Origin of the sequence: uncultured Microbacterium sp., assembly GCF_964244775.1 — a bacterium.
Lineage (GTDB): Bacteria > Actinomycetota > Actinomycetes > Actinomycetales > Microbacteriaceae > Microbacterium.
On record NZ_CAXTJR010000008.1, the window covers coordinates 1 to 16812 of the forward strand.

The 16812-nt window shown below is 59.6% G+C and carries 17 protein-coding genes and 1 pseudogene; 2 read left to right on the forward strand and 16 right to left on the reverse strand.

Annotated elements, in window-relative coordinates:
* The first annotated feature begins 56 nt into the window (after nucleotides 1-56).
* Together ACFE6Z_RS12775 and ACFE6Z_RS12780 are read left to right on the forward strand one after the other, a co-directional pair.
* Nucleotides 57-452, forward strand: a complete 396-nt coding sequence (locus ACFE6Z_RS12775) for a transposase (RefSeq protein ID WP_375386069.1) — start codon at nucleotides 57-59, stop codon at nucleotides 450-452.
* Nucleotides 453-477: 25 nt separating this feature from the next.
* Nucleotides 478-705, forward strand: a pseudogene (locus ACFE6Z_RS12780) (integrase core domain-containing protein); the annotation flags it as partial.
* Between the two features lie 110 nt (nucleotides 706-815).
* Here the strand turns inward: ACFE6Z_RS12780 and ACFE6Z_RS12785 are convergent.
* The 16 genes from ACFE6Z_RS12785 to ACFE6Z_RS12860 all read right to left on the reverse strand — a co-directional run bounded on the left by ACFE6Z_RS12785 (nucleotide 816) and on the right by ACFE6Z_RS12860 (nucleotide 16553).
* Nucleotides 816-1868, reverse strand: coding sequence for a hypothetical protein (locus ACFE6Z_RS12785; protein WP_375386070.1), 1053 nt, complete (start codon nucleotides 1866-1868; stop codon nucleotides 816-818).
* Nucleotides 1869-2429: 561 nt separating this feature from the next.
* Nucleotides 2430-3527 carry a hypothetical protein gene (locus tag ACFE6Z_RS12790; protein WP_375386071.1) on the reverse strand — a complete coding sequence of 366 codons (1098 nt, stop codon included), beginning with the start codon at nucleotides 3525-3527 and terminating at the stop codon, nucleotides 2430-2432.
* Nucleotides 3528-3531: 4 nt separating this feature from the next.
* Nucleotides 3532-3999: a hypothetical protein gene (locus ACFE6Z_RS12795; RefSeq protein WP_375386072.1), complete on the reverse strand. Its 468-nt coding sequence runs from the start codon at nucleotides 3997-3999 to the stop codon at nucleotides 3532-3534.
* Between the two features lie 230 nt (nucleotides 4000-4229).
* On the reverse strand, nucleotides 4230-6038 hold the full coding sequence (locus ACFE6Z_RS12800; protein WP_375386073.1) for an AMP-binding protein: 1809 nt from the start codon (nucleotides 6036-6038) through the stop codon (nucleotides 4230-4232).
* Nucleotides 5941-6735 (reverse strand): phosphotransferase enzyme family protein, encoded by a 795-nt coding sequence (locus tag ACFE6Z_RS12805; protein WP_375386074.1) that lies wholly within the window; start codon nucleotides 6733-6735, stop codon nucleotides 5941-5943. The genes ACFE6Z_RS12800 and ACFE6Z_RS12805 overlap by 98 nt, the downstream gene beginning before the upstream one ends.
* A 14-nt stretch (nucleotides 6736-6749) precedes the next feature.
* Nucleotides 6750-7748, reverse strand: a complete 999-nt coding sequence (gene blsE, locus ACFE6Z_RS12810) for a cytosylglucuronate decarboxylase (RefSeq protein ID WP_375386075.1) — start codon at nucleotides 7746-7748, stop codon at nucleotides 6750-6752.
* On the reverse strand, nucleotides 7741-8244 hold the full coding sequence (locus tag ACFE6Z_RS12815) for a nucleoside 2-deoxyribosyltransferase (RefSeq protein ID WP_375386076.1): 504 nt from the start codon (nucleotides 8242-8244) through the stop codon (nucleotides 7741-7743). Before ACFE6Z_RS12815 ends, blsE begins: the two co-directional genes overlap by 8 nt.
* A complete protein-coding gene (locus ACFE6Z_RS12820) occupies nucleotides 8241-8762 on the reverse strand; it encodes a non-canonical purine NTP pyrophosphatase (RefSeq protein ID WP_375386077.1) in 522 nt (173 codons plus the stop codon). The genes ACFE6Z_RS12815 and ACFE6Z_RS12820 overlap by 4 nt, the downstream gene beginning before the upstream one ends.
* A complete protein-coding gene (locus ACFE6Z_RS12825; RefSeq protein ID WP_375386078.1) occupies nucleotides 8755-9888 on the reverse strand; it encodes a GNAT family N-acetyltransferase in 1134 nt (377 codons plus the stop codon). Before ACFE6Z_RS12825 ends, ACFE6Z_RS12820 begins: the two co-directional genes overlap by 8 nt.
* Before the next feature lie 42 nt (nucleotides 9889-9930).
* The gene (locus ACFE6Z_RS12830) at nucleotides 9931-10761 is read right to left on the reverse strand and encodes a methionyl-tRNA formyltransferase (protein WP_375386079.1); all 831 of its coding nucleotides are present in this window, start codon (nucleotides 10759-10761) and stop codon (nucleotides 9931-9933) included.
* Between the two features lie 3 nt (nucleotides 10762-10764).
* Entirely contained in the window at nucleotides 10765-11745 is a 981-nt protein-coding gene (locus tag ACFE6Z_RS12835; RefSeq protein WP_375386080.1) for an ATP-binding cassette domain-containing protein, read from the reverse strand.
* A gap of 1 nt (nucleotide 11746) precedes the next feature.
* Complete coding sequence (locus ACFE6Z_RS12840; RefSeq protein ID WP_375386081.1) at nucleotides 11747-12577, reverse strand: ABC-2 family transporter protein; 831 nt, start codon at nucleotides 12575-12577, stop codon at nucleotides 11747-11749.
* Complete coding sequence (locus ACFE6Z_RS12845) at nucleotides 12570-13379, reverse strand: hypothetical protein (RefSeq protein WP_375386082.1); 810 nt, start codon at nucleotides 13377-13379, stop codon at nucleotides 12570-12572. The genes ACFE6Z_RS12840 and ACFE6Z_RS12845 overlap by 8 nt, the downstream gene beginning before the upstream one ends.
* Entirely contained in the window at nucleotides 13376-14164 is a 789-nt protein-coding gene (locus ACFE6Z_RS12850) for a dihydrodipicolinate synthase family protein (RefSeq protein ID WP_375386083.1), read from the reverse strand. The genes ACFE6Z_RS12845 and ACFE6Z_RS12850 overlap by 4 nt, the downstream gene beginning before the upstream one ends.
* A complete protein-coding gene (locus ACFE6Z_RS12855; protein ID WP_375386084.1) occupies nucleotides 14161-15333 on the reverse strand; it encodes an aminotransferase class I/II-fold pyridoxal phosphate-dependent enzyme in 1173 nt (390 codons plus the stop codon). Before ACFE6Z_RS12855 ends, ACFE6Z_RS12850 begins: the two co-directional genes overlap by 4 nt.
* Nucleotides 15330-16553 (reverse strand): DegT/DnrJ/EryC1/StrS family aminotransferase, encoded by a 1224-nt coding sequence (locus tag ACFE6Z_RS12860; RefSeq protein ID WP_375386085.1) that lies wholly within the window; start codon nucleotides 16551-16553, stop codon nucleotides 15330-15332. Before ACFE6Z_RS12860 ends, ACFE6Z_RS12855 begins: the two co-directional genes overlap by 4 nt.
* Nucleotides 16554-16812 lie beyond the last annotated feature (259 nt).

Sequence of the window (16812 nt, forward strand, 5' to 3'; positions counted from 1 at the left end):
CTACCTCTAACCCCCCGAGACGCCGCCCACTTACACACACAACTTGACAAGCTCTCGTGCAGCAGGCCGCACCTCAGCTGCTCGAGCAATTCGGCATCGGCGTCGACACCGCTGCCGAGATCCTCATCGTCGCCGGCGACAACCCCGAACGGATCCGCTCCGAAGCCGCATTCGCGAAACTCGCGGGAATCGCCCCAGTCCCGACAGGCTCGGGTATGACCAACGGGAGGCATCGCATTAACCACGGCGGGCACCGACAGCTCAACGCCGCGATCTATCGCACGGTCATCGTCAGGATGCGGTTCCACGAGCCGACCATCGCCTACGTCGCCCGCCGCACCAGCGAAGGACGAAGCAAACGCGACATCATCCGATGCCTCAAGCGTTACGTCATCCGCGAGGTCTACCACCTCGTCAAAGCAAACCCGACGACCGGCGAAATCAGGAGTTGACAACTATAGGAGCTTCAACGCCCTCGCCGAGACCGTCGTGGGGCTCTACAAGACCGAGTGCGTGAAGATCGACGGCCCGTTCCGGACCGCCGACGACCTCGAACTCGCCACGCTCTCCTGGGTGCACTGGTTTAACGAGAACCGGCTGCACTCATCGATCGGATACCTCACACCGATCGAGAAGGAGAACGAGTACTACCGTGAGATCAACCCCCAGCACCAGCCGGCACTGGGAAAACTCGCCCTCCACTAAACCCGGGGCGATTCAACTCGGCGATTGTCGCACCCTCACGCCACAATCGATACCACGACTAACGACGACGTCAACGACGCCCCGACCAGGACACCAATGAAAGATCGAGGTTAGGTCGCCGCTCCGGAATAGAGGAAGTCGAAAGCCCGGTCAATCAACTCCGCCTCCGTAGTTTTCCAAACGGATATTTGACCTTCGAGACCATCGAAGCTGTGTTGTCGATCGCTCAATGAGTACATCAGAATACGCATTCTGCTCCTATCGATTGACGCGGCATGTAGCCTAAGATGCTCGATAAGTTCCCCACCGGCAACATTATGGTGAATAAACAGTCGTTTGAACCTCTCAGCAAGACCATTGGTGTGCTGCATCAAGAAGTGAAATGGGCGGTAATCAATGCGAGATGACGCACCTAGATCACCAACGTAAATTGATAACAGATCAAAGATATCAATGCCGAAATAAAAAGATGTTGCCCGCGAAACCGCGATTCGAGGGTCTATCCACCAGACACCATCGTAATATTGTCGCTCTGGGTCGATGGGATCCGACATACGGTAGCGATGTAGCTCGTCTCGCAGGAATTCAGCATCAAACCCCGGATAATTCTCTGGCGGGGAGAGCAGTTGTATGCAATTTGTGTATTCGGAGGATTCCTGCCGCCATTCGTATTGTGCAGCAGTAAACGCTTGATCAAAATCGGAGTAACGATACCTTATGGCGCGAAATCGACGATCTGTGTCGAACTCAACCGTTAGTATCTCCTCGGCCGTAGGATCATATCCATAAATAAGAATGTCATGCAAATAGGGGCTACCGCCAAGGTGCAATATGGTCGCCTTATCCAAAAAGGCAATTATATATCGGCCGTTGTCAATTGCGGTTCGAATGAATTCGATAATCGATTCGATCCGGGTGGAATCATACCTAGATATTAATTCTGAGTCGAAAAGATCCGCACCATGAAATCCGTTTGAATAATCTAAATTTAGTATTGCTTCTTTCGAGCTCGAAAAATAGCGAAAACCTATGGCGTGAACAAACCGCGAGTCGATCCAGTCTTTCATCCCTGTAGCCAGACCAATGCATAGAGGAAATGCGACGTATTGAAAATGATTGTAATTCGTTTGTACCACGATCGGCAATTTTCGAAGGTTGCCCATTCTATATCCTCCACCTTGGGAATCGTTTACGAACTTCAGAAGAGACGATTGAAATCCACTCCAGCGATACTCGATTTTATGCGACTTAATCATGTAGTGCAATCGATCATGCTATCGACTGGTTCTCAACGAAGTGAATTGTGCACGGAAGCCGATGATGAAGTGTGCGCGAGCGTTGGTCAACCCGGTCAGGCGGATGGTAGAGAACTTGATTCTGTCACGAACGCCACCGCTCGAGCCGGCGCGGGCGGAAACAGGTCGGGCTAATTCCTAGCACCGGGCCGGTCCCGGATATTCACCGGACGCTCGCCGACGCTTGAATACCGGAGCGGCGCCATACCGAGGACGTAAGGTTGACCTTGAATCCCGCCACGTTGAGTCACGAAGACTTCCGTGGCCAGGAGAGTCAGAGGAGTGGCCCACGCTAACGCGCCCTGAACGCCGGATGCGCGTTTTCGACTTGCCGTGACGGCACTCGCTGAAAGTCGCCAGTTCTGCTCATCGAACACAACTTTCGTCTCTGATCTGAACCCGAAATGAGTCCTCACGATGGACTCTCATCTACAATTCCGCCAACACGTGTTGCGCCAAGATGGATGCTCCGTTGGTGGGTCCGATAAGTTCATGTACCTGATTCGGGGTGAGGGCCGGTGCCGGGTCGAGCATCAGGCTACGTAGTCGCTCAGGACTAATGTGTTTTTCTGCGATCCGCCGCGAGGCCACGAGACCGGAGGTGATAGCAGCCCCAATGGGCTCCGGGATTACCGCGTCAGCTAACCACGGCTCCAGCTCTGATCCCCAGGCGGCGCCCACAATGCCTGCTTTCGTAAATGCGCGGTGGATCTTCATTTGAGAGAAATTCTGTGGTGGGAGCATCCTCAAGCTGGCTCCCATCGCAATCAACTCGAGGATCGTGGTCAGGCCCGGTGAGACGACGGCCGACGATCCACTCGACGCTGCGTCCAGGAACTCTCGTTGCGTTGTACCACGGATGGTACGGAGCGTTCGTTCTCCCGCGAGCGCCCGTAGCACGCGCTCGTTTCCGAACAGACGTACCCGCTCTGGCGGCACAAGGCTGAGCTCAAGTAGACACTCCAACCCCTCCAGCACGAAAGAGGGGTAGACAAGGGTTCCATCCTCCAGTCGCGTGTGCGGGGATTCGAGACCAGAGAGGGAAATGACAAGATCAGTCGAATTTGTCCGCGTCTCCGCCCCCCGCGGTTCGCTTTCATCAACGATGGCCGGAATCGCGCGAGGCGACGGGAGCCCCCGCAGATTGCGTTCGGGCACCGGGAGGATAGGAAGATCTTGGTAGTAGTAGCGGTGCGCCACCGCTTCAACGGGCAACGGCACGTCCCAGAGCCAAGCCAAGGAATCCACGACGAATGCACGCTCACCCCGCCTTGCCGCGTGCCGCACTCCTGCCACGTTCATCGCAGTGATGACGGCGTCCGCGCGGGTCGGTTGTTCCAGTCCGTCAACGACTCCATCGAATAGGCCGTCTTCGACCGTGAGCCGCATGGAGGACGTGGCGCACAGTTCGATCTGCACGCTCTGGCCGGCTGCTGCCCGGATAGCGCGTCCGATATGAAGAGCTTTACCAAGTGGGCCGAATCCAAACTCGACCGGCGCGATCCGAATTAATGGAGGTTTGCCCATCTCATCATCCTTTGACCTGTACGATGATGGGTGACAGGTCAGCGAGCGCATGCAGGCGGTAGGCTCCATCAGCGCCGCTCTCCCCCCGCCTCCGAATTTGAAACTCTGATCCCGTGATTGCGACGCCCTCGACCAAGAGTGCGTCATCCGCCAAACCCTCGATACCTGACCCCCGCGCCACCTCGAACGCTCGCTGACGGTCGTCCAAAGATTCGATGTCGAGATAAATCGCTTGGGTGTCGCGTGGCTCGCAGAAGACGCGAATGACTCTTCCCCCGGCAATCTGCTCTCGCGCGGCTGTGTGTGCGTCCCCACACGCCGGGCATGCGACGATGGTCGCTTGAGCGTCAGGCGGCAACCTAAGAGCGGTCGACAGAAGTGGAATCAGCTGCTCACTGAGGCCCGCGACCTGTCGACCGAATTCGAACTTCAGGGCGGTAGAGGCCTCCGTAGCAAGGAGGTCGATGGACATCGACAACTGCTGCAGAGCCCCTTCAAGGGGTGCTGCAGCTGAGACGTGCGACCACCAATTTGCGGCCTCTCGGACTCGACGGAGAGTCTGACTCGTCACGCGTCCGTATCGGTCGGGTACCTCTCCTGCAACTATCAATCTCATGCGAGCGCGATTTGACTGTCCGAATGCCACTCTGGTCGACACCCCGTGCAGCGGCCCCTCGGCATCGGGCGCGGCCTGACGCGAAGTCATGCTTTAGCGGCGTGCTGTGAGAGGTTGACGAAATCTACAATGTCGCTTAACTTGTGGTCGCCGTCGAAGAGTTGCACATCAAGCTCTATATCCCACTCGTCCTCGACAATCGCCATGAGTTCGACTGCAGCAAGCGAATCCCCTCCAGTCGCGTACCAGCTGAGACCAGGGCGCGGAGGCGCGGGAAGCTCGAGTATCTGAGAGATCAAACTCAATACCCGATGGTCCCCACCGGTAGCCAGCGCAGATGGGTCGGATTGATCTATCGCCGATTCAGCTGCGAGCAGCAACTCCCGAACTTGGAGGCGGGAGACCTTCCCGGCGCGATTCCTTGGTATCGCGTCGACGACCTCATAGCGCACCGGTACCTCATGGGCCAGCAAACCTTCAGCGAGAGTCGCCAGTGTTCCTGGGCGAGGCCCGTCGAATGCCACTACCGCGCCAATTACCTCGCCTAGGAGCGGGTGCGGGATGCCCGCCACGGCGACATCGAGCACGTGAGGAGCTTTCAGAATCTGCGCCTCGATTGCTAGAGGCGAGACTTTCCTTCCACCGACGTTGATCAGATCTTTGGCCCGGTCGACCAACACGATGTACCCCGCTTCGTCCTTAAATCCGAGGTCGCCAGTCGACAACCAGTCGTCAGCGGGGCCTTCCAGGGGTCTCAGCGTAGAAGCGATGAGTGAACGAGGCGGCGCGTCACGGTGCCGCAACTGAATTTCGCCTACCTTCACGCCATTCACCTCCGCTTCGTTGCCCCAGATACGAACCTCGGTACCCTCCACTGGTAACCCAAGGACGTTCACCGGATCTTTGCCCCAGACGCTTTTGAGCTTCGCTCTACCCGATTCAGTCAACGAGTACTGGTTGACGATTACCGCGTTCGGTAGCGCCTCCTGCAGCCGCGCGGAGAGTTCCGGCGGTGCGTATGCGGAACTCAGCGAGACCGTCTCAACTGACTCCAGGACCTCTCCGGCAAGAGCGCGGATCAAGGCGGCGGCGAGCGAAGGCGTGAGCCGCAAGACCCGCACGCCGCCGTCGCGAACGGCGTCGACCACTGTCCCGCCGCTGGGCACGGGCAGGGTGTGAACGCGGGAGCCCCACAGAAGCGGTCCGCGAAGCATCTCTTGCGCGTAGTTGGTGCCGAACGCCGCGCCATGGAGCTCATGGCTGCGGTCATCTTCGTCGATGGCTCGCTCGTCCCATCCGTACGTTACCTCCGCATGGGCGCACCTCACTCCTTGCGGGAGCCCTGTAGTGCCGGAAGTCAAGATCACCTCCGCCGTATCCGCGGGCCATCGGTAGGTCTGCGCCCCATTTAGACGCGAAATTGACGGCGAGTCCCGCGTATCGCCCGCACTGATTTGAAACCCCGTCCGTGCGCTGGCTCGGACGTGCTCCAGTTCTGCCGGTCGCAGCGTGGTGGGAACGGGAACAGGAACTGCGCCGGCACGCTGCGCTCCAACATAAGCGACAGCGAAATGGTCGAATTCGGTGAGCTCGTACCTGAGCTCCACCGCCTGGCCAGCGCTGATACCGGCCGTGGCAAGGCGATCCGCAATGAGATTCGCCCCGCGATGCCATTGCCGGAAGGTCATGGACCGGCTCCCAACTGAATGGGCAATCAGGTCCGGCGACTGAGACGCGCGCAATTGCAACAGGTCATCTGGAGTCATCTGAATCATCAATCTCTCGTTCGAATGTAAGTCAGCGGAATATCTTGTCGAGCGTGGACAATGTGTCGCTCGCCGCGTCATCGGAGATGACCGACGATTCCCATAGGGCGACGATGCGCGCAAGGGCATAGCCGCGAACAAGGGGAATACTGATCAAGTCGTTCACAGAGGAATAGCCCGTCATTACGAGCGGGAGTGCGCGCGCATCGACTCCGCCGAGATCTGACTCCCGCGAGGCCATGCGCCCGTCGGACCAGTCGATAACGCCCGTGAGGGTGCCATCCACGACAAGGAGGTTCGCGCAGCGGTAGTCACCATGGGTTGCGACGGAGTGGCTCGTCTCCCAGTCCCTGCAGGCGTCCGCTATCAGGGGTCGGTATTCGGCCCATCGCCTCAGTGCGCTTGCCTTCGAGCTTTCCAGCGCAATCCCGAACCGCCGCATACGGCGGGGGCGCGCCCGTTGGCTCATCGGATACCCCCGTCGTGGAGGCGCCGCGTGAAGTCTCGCTAACGCCCTTCCTGCTGAAACGAGCACGTCGTCGGTTGGTTTAGGGGCTGCTCCGAGGAGCTTGTTGTAGGCAATGAACGCACGCCCAGCCACCTCTCCCGTTCGTCGCAAAATTGGGGTCTGCATGCCGGCCCGGCGGCCGTGGCTCCACATCGCTTGCTCACTGGCGGGGTACAGGGGGGCCCCCATTGCGAACTTGTAGATAAGCCCGGGCGCTTCGACCACGACCGCGTTGGCCGACGGGCTTGCCTGCAGCAGTCTCAAGTCGCGCTCGTTCACTTTCTCCAGCCGAGCGATTGCTTCGACGATGCCATGCACGACGTGGCCCTCGACTAGTATGCCCACGGTTCCGCGATCAATCCGGCGGCACGGTCATCACTGTATCCAGCCGCCGAGCTGGAGCAACCGGTGCACAGTTTGGGGCCGTTCTCCCGGAAGAATCGGCGACGATCCTCGAACTTCGGGGCTGCCAGGTGCACCACGCCTTCACCGCGGGAGACATCTCCGCCGTACAGGGAGGGGGTCGAGCGGTGAGGCAGCAGACTGCACGGGAACAGGTACCCGGCTTTGGGATCCAGATACATCACATCGTCTGCGACATGACAGACCGGCCCAGAAGCCCGCGGCGGGGTCCCGTCCTCGAAATACCTGCGTTGCTCTTCATCTGTGTCCCCGAACCATTTTTTACCCATCGGCACCACACCGGGTCCCTCGTATACGAGGCGGCCGACTGCCAGCGCTTCGCCAGGAGTGTCATACGTGATCTGACTACTGAGCTTCAGCGCTGAGAGCTCCCACTGGGTAACGCCCGCTTCGGTGATGAGCTCACGCAGGAGTGGCATCGACTCGTAATTGTGAGGGCCAATTACGGTGTTCACGCGAACCTGAATCCCGTACTTACGGGAGGCGAGAATCCCGAGGAACGCCTTCTCGAACAGTTTCGGCGTATTGCGGTACTCATCGTGGAGTGCCGCCTCGCCCGAGTCAATACTCACGATGACTTGGTCCAGCCCCGCCTCCGCAAGGGACTTCGCCATCAAGGGAAGGCTGAACCCGTTGGTGATAAGCGACGACCGAGTGTCAGTTTCCTTCGCAATCCCGACTAGATCTAGAATGTCTCGGTGCATGAGCGGCTCGCCACCCGTGAATCGCACGTACCCGACTCCCGCTTCCATGCCCTGACGGAGGATGTCTCTGAACTCATCCGGTTGCGTCCGATACTTATCGCGAGAAAGCGCGAACCCACACATGAAGCAGTCCGCGTTACAGGCTTCCAAGACGCGAACAAACAGATATTTACCTCGGTCAGGTGTTCGTGCGGCGTCATCCACGGGAAATCCCTTCCTCAGTGCTTACACTCGTCATTCTCGAGATAGTCGAAATCAACTGCTCGCGTGAAGACCAAAGATCGAGATGTTCGACCGGGCTTACTGCTTGCAAGCCACGTACGAGGTGACTGTAGCCAGCGGTGTAGGCATGGTCGGACAGGATGACCACGGGTTTGCGGAACGCCGTCGCCCACCCCAGTTCGATGCTCGTGCCCGCACTCGGGATCGCAACCCCGAATTCATCGACCGGGAGGAGCGCGACGTACACATCGCACGACAGTTGCCACCTGAAGTCGCGCGCAGTCGTCTGCACGGATGTGAGGCGGGCGATCTCGAATTTTTCCGCTAGATGGGCGCTGTAGACCAGAGCGCCTGCACTCCGGAGACTTGATACGGTGATCTCAACGCGCTGTCGCATGTCGGAATCGAACGCGTTGGCCTTAAATAGAGCTTTCATAGGCCCTCCAACAAGCACGCGGATGCCCTCGAGCAAGCTCATGCCACTGCTCCCGTGGACAGTGCGAGGCACCGCGACACGAGCCGCGCCAGCGCCGCTCGCGGCCCGATTAATGCGTCGGTGAGGGGCAGATCGGATTGGGAGGGTACAACTGAAGCGGCGAGGACTATGCGGTCGTCGTGGTCCCTCATCACGAACTCTCCGTCTACGCACAAGATGCCAACGCAATGGACAGCTCGCACCCGTGATCCAACCGGAATTCCCGCCCACCGTGAGCCATCCTGCAGCCAACTCTTCGTCGCAGGGCCGGGACGGCCTTTCAACGCCTCGAACTCGAATCCGCTGTCGTGCGCGAGGATAGTCGCGCTCGCATCACCGGCTTTCTTTCGTGCCGCGTGCAATTTGGCACGCACCGCGGCCTCGTATCCGAGGGGAGCATGGTCCTCCGCATCACCTGGGTCAATGACCGCCCAGCCGACGTTCGCTTCTTCCAGCAAAGAACTGAGCAACCCCACCTTGCCGACGTTCCCCGTTGCAATGAGTACCGTGCGCTCAGTCAAGTTCCGCTCCGAACACCAGAACATCAGCTCCCGGCTTGTAGGGCTCTCGCAGTTGCGCTTCAAGCCCGAACCCCTCCTCCTGAAGGACCTGCGCAGTCAAGCGCATCTCCATCGGAACGTGTGCGTACAGCTTGTGTCGATCGGCTCCTCGCGCATGGGCGCCACAACTCTGGATCAACAGCCTCAACGCCGTTTCTGAGTTGGCCACCAGGGGAGACAATTTGGCTGCGCCACCCCGCTTGGGAACGAAAACTGCAATCGCCTGGACTGCGCCCGTGACGGAACGAGTCGCAATGAGGCTCTTGCCCTTCCGGTGATAGTGCTGGCGTTCAGGCGCGCACGCCGCGACCATGTGGGAGTAGAACGAAGCGTCGAGACCTGCGATGTACGTCTCCAGTACCGGTTCTAGGTAACGGCGCACCTCACCAACGTCAGGGTCTGCCCACACGCTCGTCACCATGCCTGCGCCATCGCTGTCACGTTCCGCGGGGCGCTCTAGGTCCCTGCTTACCGATGCCGATGTCGGGTGGCCGGATGACTGAAGGAGGGTTTCAACATCTGTCGCTACAGAGTGCGCAAACTTTCCTAGCACCAGCTCGTCGCGACCCAGCCGATACTGCGAGCGAAGCAGTCCTTCGACTCGGAACTCTCGGCCGAGGTTGAACATCAACGCGGGCGTGTTGGAGTTCGCGATGGTGACGTATAACTTGCGCGTCCCTCCTGCGAAGAGTCGCCGCTCGACTTCGTCACGAAGGAAGCTTGCCAACCGGCGCCGTCGAAACTGCCGGAATACGGCGGTAGGACCGATCTTGACCGATCCCCCTCGCTTGAAGGTCGCGACAGTGAAACCGACGGGACGGTCGCCGAGTAAGCCGACGAAAACCTTCTTCCGAAGCGTGAAGTAGCCGTCGGGATCGGCATCCATTCCGCTGACGCGGAAAAGGTTGGTCGCGAAGGTTTCGTCTACTTCGTCGTAGTGAGCCGGGAGTTCCTCGGTAAGGAGGCTGACGAACTCGGCGGTGGCCGTCGCGGTGTCTAGCTCTTTCACAACTAGAGGCGTATCGGACCGGCTAGAGTCAGCTAGCCCTGTTCCCGCCGCGGCGAGATTGGTTGCTTTTGGAAGCATTACTTTCCCCTTCGTCATGCATTTCAAGGCCGAGGTGACAGGTCACATGAGTTGCCACTCGCTGATCCATAAGGTCCCGTCTCGTAACTGAAGCTGTTTGCCGTCCACGGGCCGCAAGCTTGAGCGCAGAATCCGTAGTTGATTCCCCTCGACCAGCGCTGCGGGACCTGAAATCCTCTGTGTCCCCAGCGACCAGGCGCGCACCTGGGCATGTACTGACCGGACCGATGCGGTCTCGTCGACTTCGGCATACGCCGCCTCGAACTCCCCGGCGTACGTCGCTCTGGATTCATCCTGCGGACGTCCTTGCTGCCCGTCTCGAACCTTTCGAAGCGCCCGGGCGAGGGTTCCTTTCACTGCTTCGTCGATCCGCGCCCATATTTCACTGCCGAACTCGCTGTCGCCGACCTGCGCGCTTCCTACTTCCAGGATCGGGCCGCCATCAAACCGCTCGTCCATGAGGTGCGCAGTGACTCCGATCTGGTGAGCACCGCGTCGGACCGCCCAATCGACGGGGAAAGGGCCGCGAAGTTCAGGGAGGAACGATGGATGAAGGTTGACCACTCCGTGCGCGAATATGTGCGCGCTGGATGCGTCCAATAGCCAGGGGAACCCCCGGCAGATCGCTAGGTCTGCACGGGTCATCCGCAGCGCGTCTGGTAATTGCGTCGGCGAATCGAGAACGAGAACCGGGATGCCCTTCGTCGTCCCAGCGACGATTGACCGGGCCTGCTGAGAAAGCGCGGGCTCGACGACTCCTTTTCCTCGACCGCGAGCGCAAATGACCGCAACAGGCTCGATCCCCTCGGCGTTGCATGCACGAAGGATTCCGCGGAGTGAAGTCACATACTGCGATATAACGACGGCACGCATGGTTCACCTGGCCCCGGGATCGTCGACGAGGTTTCGGTACACATCCCCGATTACTTCGTCGATTGACGCTGGGCTAGTGGAGATGTCGTGTATGTGCTCCTGCTCCGTGAGTTGGCTGAGCAGCGACACAGCCGAGGTCTCCGCGGCGACAAAGTCATAGGTGTGCACACCATTTATGCTTTCGATCAATCGCGCACCCTCCAGATTGGGCGCCTGTTCGTAGCTCGAACGAACCACCAACCGCCGGCGATCGGTCACCGTCGTCCGCAGCTGGTCGAAGGAGCCGTCAAATCGCAACGAACCCTGGTGAACGATAACTACGCGCGCGTCGAGGCGCTCAAGATCCTGCATGCTGTGGCTCGTGATAAACACCGTTTTGCCGGCATCGCGGTTGAGGTGTCGAATCCACTCCAGCATCCGATCCCGGACCACAACGTCGAGCCCAAGGGTGGGCTCATCAAGGAGGATCAACTCCGGGTCGTGCAGGAGCGCGAGAGCGAGATCCGCCCGCATTCTCTGTCCGAGGCTCAACTCGCGGGCCAGGGTGCGCCACATCGGTTCGAGATCGAATTGATCCTTTAGCCTCCCCACCATCGTCCGGTATGCGGCGTCCTCGATTCCCCAGGTCGCGCGTTTCCATTCGAAGCTCGCCCCGACCGAGTGATCCCACCACAGCTCGGTCCGTTGTCCGAAAACGACGGCGATTCTCCGCATGTAGTTGATCCGCTTTCGCGCCGGGTCTACGCCGAGCGCGCGGACCGATCCGCTGTCGGGTACGCTCAGCCCCGCAATCAACCGGATTGTCGTGCTCTTACCTGCGCCATTTGGGCCTGCGTACGCGACGACCTCACCGCGCTGAATGTCGAGGTTGACCCCCCTCAGAGCTTGGATGGTTCTGAACTCAGGGCGGAACAGTGACCGCAGCGAACTCGCTACATCCTGCGGGCGCTGACGCTGTCGGAAGGACTTGTGGACGTCGCGCACCTCAACGACGGTGTCCCCAGTCTGAGTAACGGCCGGATCCGATGTGGGCATACCGTTTCAGCCCCTTTCTGAATACGAAGACGGTGAGCAAAGCGAGAATGATGGAAAAAACGGGCGTCAGCCAAGGGCCGAATCCAACGGGTTCGTATAGAAGCGATCTGCTCGGAAGCCATCCGATGAAGCCAACGGGAATTATGGAGAGAAGAATGCCCTTCACGGGCAAAGGGGTCGCGTCGAGCGGGTAGCCCGACAGGGAATTGGTCACTGAGAAGCTCGTTGTATTCACTTCCTCCGCGCCACGGGGGGCGTAAAACGCGAGCGAGCCCCACATATATTGGTAGCTGACGACGACAATCACGGACGCCGCCAAATTCAGTGCGAGGATCACATACCAGTAGACGGACGGTGATGCTGACGAATTCGGAACCGTAGCTATGAGAACCCCGATACCCAGCGCCAGGGTCACTGCGAGGTCGAACGGGCTGAACCCTTCCGCGGCAAGTGCTTTCCACAGGGGAAGAGGCTGAGTTAGGACGTGGTCCAGTTGGCCGCGGGCGATCTTTCTGCTAATCATCAGGACGTTTCTGCCTGAGAACACATTCGCGACGCCGCGAGCCACCAGAACGAATCCGAGCATGAAATAGAGGTCGTTTACCCCCCAGCCGCCGATGGAATCGAACCGGGTCGCCAGGAAGAAAGTTGCCGCTACGGTGCTGAGGTTAATGACTGTCTCACCCACCACCCACCCAAGAGCCTGCCATCCTCCGCGAAGAAAGGGTTCGAGACCAAGCCGGCCGTTGGCAAGCAGCAAACTTCCGAAGGAGTTAACCACCGGCTGTCACCACATCGTCTCGAGAGGACCGCGCCCAGAAGAACAGCGCAACCCACAACACGAGCGCCCACGACCCCTGTACGAGCAGCCAATAGACAGGGTCTCCGGCGCCCACGTAGACCTGGAGAGGAGCGAATGCCATGGCGGCAAAAGGCAGCGCCGCGAGAACCTCGCCGATGTGCCATGGCATGATGCTCAGGGGGATGAGCGAACCGGAGATGAGTGATGTCGTCGCCGCCCGGATGGAGTTCACAAACCAGATTCCATTGTTGAGTCGCACTGTGAGAAGGGCAAATGCGAAGTCCACTGCTATCCCTACGGTGATAGCGAGAAGAATGCTGAGGATCACAATAGGAATGTTCCCGTTCGGGAGGATGTCTATCCCGAGCGCCCATGCGGCCGCCCCGACCCCAAGCACTCCGAGGGCAACGTTGGGCAGGACGAGCCCTGCCCATTCGCTGACAAACTGCGAGATGGTACTCATTGGCCAAAGTAGACGAACTGCAATCGATCCGTTTGCAATGTGGTCAGCCAAGGTGGTACGGGGAGCGAGGAGGGGGCCGAGTGCCTGCGCCACAGCCGTGTAGGTCAGTATCGCCGGCAGGGTTGTCCCACTGGCCTCTAGTTGTGCGACAGGGATACTTGTCCACACTCCGACGAGAACGCCGAAGGTGAGAACCCTGAGCCCGACGGTCAGGGCAACCTGTAGATAGTCGCTTGGCGGCATCGTCATCGCTAGCCGAGCGGTGGCACCGGACCCCGCGATGGCCGTTCTCATGCTTCGAAGCACAGTCATGCTCATCGCAACACCGTGTGACTGACGTGTCCGGACAGGACGCCTCGCCTCCGTAGCTCGCTCTTGACAAGAACCACGTAGTCGGATCCGAGCAGCCCGAACGCCTTCGCCTCCTCGCCAACGCCGTCCCAGCCTGCAGACTGATCGAAGCAGCGACGGGGAAGACCGCTGAGGAGAGCTAGGGGACCGATGTATCCATCAACCGGTAGCTCGATGCCTAGCAGGTCTTCCCACCCCTGCAGGATCACGACGCGCTCACGAAGGTCTCTGAGCTCACGGGTGGCGGCCGGTGAATGCATCGAGTCCTTCACAGCGACCGCATTAAGGACATCGCAGATTTCCGCACACTGCCCGGCGGTGAGGGAACGACCCGAAATGAACTGTTCCCAGTAGAAGAGCATGGTCGCTTCCACGGTGCGCCGGAGCCCCGAGAATCTGCGAAGAACTTCTTCGTGGCTGCATTCTTCACCGAGCCCCGTCGGCAAAGCCACCATCACAGCGGTTGCGCCGCTGGTGGCCGCGTAGCTGACACGGGCGCTGAGTTCGTCCCAACTTTGCGCGTTGCATCCTGCGATGACGGGCATCCCCAGCGCTTCCGCGACCACGCAGTCGAGCAACGCTCGCCAGTCGTCGAATTTGAGGAGCCAACCTTCTCCACAGCCAATGGCGGGTGCAAAACCGTGCACCCAGGGCCGCACATAGTTCATCTGCTTCTTCACGTCGCCGAGCTTCAAGCGCCCGTCTGCGGCCAGAGGCGATACGAGGGGCGCAAACACCCCGGTAAACCTCATGCCACGCCGTTCCGCGCATAGTCCGCGATAATCGACGCGCCTTGCGCGAACGTCGCGCTGTCCCGCGCAAGAGCTATGCGGAGGAAGTGTTCCCCGCGCTCATGATCCGACCAATAGAAGTGGGTCCCCGGCAGTACATGAACTCCGAGTGTGGCGAGCTCGCGTTGGGTATCCTCTGCTGCCGCCCCGCATTCAATCGAAAGCCAGGCCACGCTGACTGGCACCTGTGGCTCGCGAACGCGGAGCCTCGTGCCCTCCAGCTGGGTGCGGAGGAATAGCCTGTTGGAGTTACACAGGGACGCGAGCGGCGTGCGAGGTAGTGCACTGCTGTGCGCCACAAATGCGGCACTGACGAGCAGGGACACCGGCGAGACATTCAAGATCACCCCTGTGTGGAGATCTCGCGTCGCGTGCCAGAGATCCTCACTCATTGTCAGGATCCCGCACTTTAGATCCTGGGTGGCCCAGCTCTTGCCGGTGTCCTCAATTGTGAAATACGACACTCCGGTGCGGTCGAGATAGTCATAGACGTCAGGGCGCCGATTCCCTCCGCCTGTCATCAGGGCCGCTGCGAAGGAGAAATCCAGCACCAAGAGAACTCCACGGTCCACACAGAATTTTACCAGAGCAGCGAATCGGTTCGAGTCGTAAGCGAACATCGACTCACCCGTGGGGTTGTTGGGGTCTACGAGAATGAGTGCGTCCCCCATGTTCGACTCGCAAAGAGCCGCGTATACGTTGGGGGCCCTGCTCACGACGCTTTCGTCGATGGCGTTGATCTCGATCTGGTTCTGGACCAGTAAGTCATGAAGGTTGTCGAAGCATGGCTCAATCAGGGTCGCACTCATCCCCTGAAGCCGCAAATAGGTAGCGACGACCGACATCGAAATGGACGCCGCATACGAGAGCAAAGATCGCGTCTCACACCCCACCCTCGAAACCTGTCCGTGAAAGCTGAAGAAGGTGTCGAGAAACTGCCGATCCACTTCGCCTTGCGTTCGCGTACGGGCCTGCTCCCAGAGTTGGGGCAGTGAATCGACGATCTGTTGCTCGCCCTCAGAGGGCCTCTGGTGCGTATGTGCGTCAGCAAAATTGAATGTCGCTTCAAGCGCGCGGATCTCGAACTGCGTGAGATCCGCAAACGTTTCTGACCGTGAGACGGCGCTCACTTCGTCGCACCTCGTGCGCCCGTCAGGACATCGACGATGCCTCGTCCACACCGACGCCCATCCTCGGGAGACATTTGCGTGCCGATGACGATTACTCGCCCCCATAGCTCCTTCTCGGAACGCTGCAGGTCCTCCTCGAAATCTGTCCACCAGCCTTCGCTCTGCATCCATGGTTTGAGCCACGGCATCTCGATGAGCGAGGGGTACGACGCAACCGGTATGTTCTCGGCGTTCAACGCCGTCACGAGCCAGTCTCGATGCGGTCCCCATTCCTGCGGCAGAACGATCGCGACGTCAAACCAGGCTGGCTTGGCACGGCCCGAGATCGGGGTAGCGGTGACGATGCCAGCACCGTCCAGCACATCTTGGATGGCTTCAGCGGTGGCATTCCTTGCCGCCACACGATCCGCGAGCTCGCGCATCGCGTACAACGCGAGAACGGCCTCCATCTCGCCGCCACGGAAGTTGTATCCGGGCACTTCCCCAACGCCCCGAGCGGACTTTCCGTGATGTCCTACCATGCGCATCCGTGCCAGAAGGTCGCTTGCGTCACACACGTTGATTCCGCCTTGCCCGGCGGTAACCAGCTTCTTATGTGAGCCCGCGAAAGAGCCAATGTCGGACATGGACCCGACGGGCACTCCGTCGAGAGTGGCCCCGTGCGCCTGTCCACCGTCCTCAATCACATACGATGCGGCCACATTGGATGCAATGGTCGGCACGTCCACCACATTTCCGAGGAAATGAGTCAGCAGGAGGGCCGCTGGCTGTTCACTGCCGAACTCGACAGATCCAAGATGGGTCGCCTGAAGGGTTCGTTCATCTGTGGCAAGAAAAATTGGCCGCGCACGGTTGTGGTAGACGGCATTGATGGCCGCCACGAACCCTGAACTCCCAATCACGACCGGGCGCCCTGGCCCAGCTCCGGTCGCGAAGACGGCGGTGATGAGTGCCGATGAACCGGAGCTGTGGAAGAAGGCGTGCTTCCGATGGGTGAGCCTGGCGAAACTCGCCTCAAGTTCACGGGCTTTTGGACCGCCGCCCCAGTAACAAGTTCGTCCACTGCGGACGATCTCTGCTACCTCGTCGGCCGCTTCGCGCACGATCCCCGCGTCTTCGTATGGCGCTGAAGACAAAATGGGTGGGTCACCATAAATTGCTAGTGCATGGCAAGCAATCACCGCTTCAGGCTCTCGAAGCGTTTCAACCACGTGCGCCATTGCCCCCCCTTGATGCCTGCTCCATTTGAAGGTGGAGTCGCTGACTTACGCGTGAAGGAAGCGCCCCCCCCGGGTACCAGCAAGCGACGATGAGGCCCGATGAAAGGCTTCAGCTTCGCCCACACAGTAAGCGTACACATCGGACAGCGGTTTCGATAGTAAATGTCCCGGTGAAAACGATGTTTCGTGACGCGCAGTCTGCTTGCAAAGGTCGTGTGATAGTCCATTGCGCGCCAGGCCGTCATTCATGACTGATCGA

What these genes read in the sequence shown, in the direction of transcription:
- ACFE6Z_RS12785 (WP_375386070.1), bottom strand. Translation starts at nt 1,868, where the DNA reads ATGGGCAACCTTCGAAAATTGCCGATCGTGGTACAAACGAATTACAAT.
- ACFE6Z_RS12790 (WP_375386071.1), bottom strand. Translation starts at nt 3,527, where the DNA reads ATGGGCAAACCTCCATTAATTCGGATCGCGCCGGTCGAGTTTGGATTC.
- ACFE6Z_RS12795 (WP_375386072.1), bottom strand. Translation starts at nt 3,999, where the DNA reads ATGTCCATCGACCTCCTTGCTACGGAGGCCTCTACCGCCCTGAAGTTC.
- ACFE6Z_RS12800 (WP_375386073.1), bottom strand. Translation starts at nt 6,038, where the DNA reads ATGCCCTTGCGCGCATCGTCGCCCTATGGGAATCGTCGGTCATCTCCG.
- ACFE6Z_RS12815 (WP_375386076.1), bottom strand. Translation starts at nt 8,244, where the DNA reads ATGAGCTTGCTCGAGGGCATCCGCGTGCTTGTTGGAGGGCCTATGAAA.
- ACFE6Z_RS12825 (WP_375386078.1), bottom strand. Translation starts at nt 9,888, where the DNA reads ATGCTTCCAAAAGCAACCAATCTCGCCGCGGCGGGAACAGGGCTAGCT.
- ACFE6Z_RS12830 (WP_375386079.1), bottom strand. Translation starts at nt 10,761, where the DNA reads ATGCGTGCCGTCGTTATATCGCAGTATGTGACTTCACTCCGCGGAATC.
- ACFE6Z_RS12845 (WP_375386082.1), bottom strand. Translation starts at nt 13,379, where the DNA reads ATGAGCATGACTGTGCTTCGAAGCATGAGAACGGCCATCGCGGGGTCC.
- ACFE6Z_RS12850 (WP_375386083.1), bottom strand. Translation starts at nt 14,164, where the DNA reads ATGAGGTTTACCGGGGTGTTTGCGCCCCTCGTATCGCCTCTGGCCGCA.
- ACFE6Z_RS12860 (WP_375386085.1), bottom strand. Translation starts at nt 16,553, where the DNA reads ATGGCGCACGTGGTTGAAACGCTTCGAGAGCCTGAAGCGGTGATTGCT.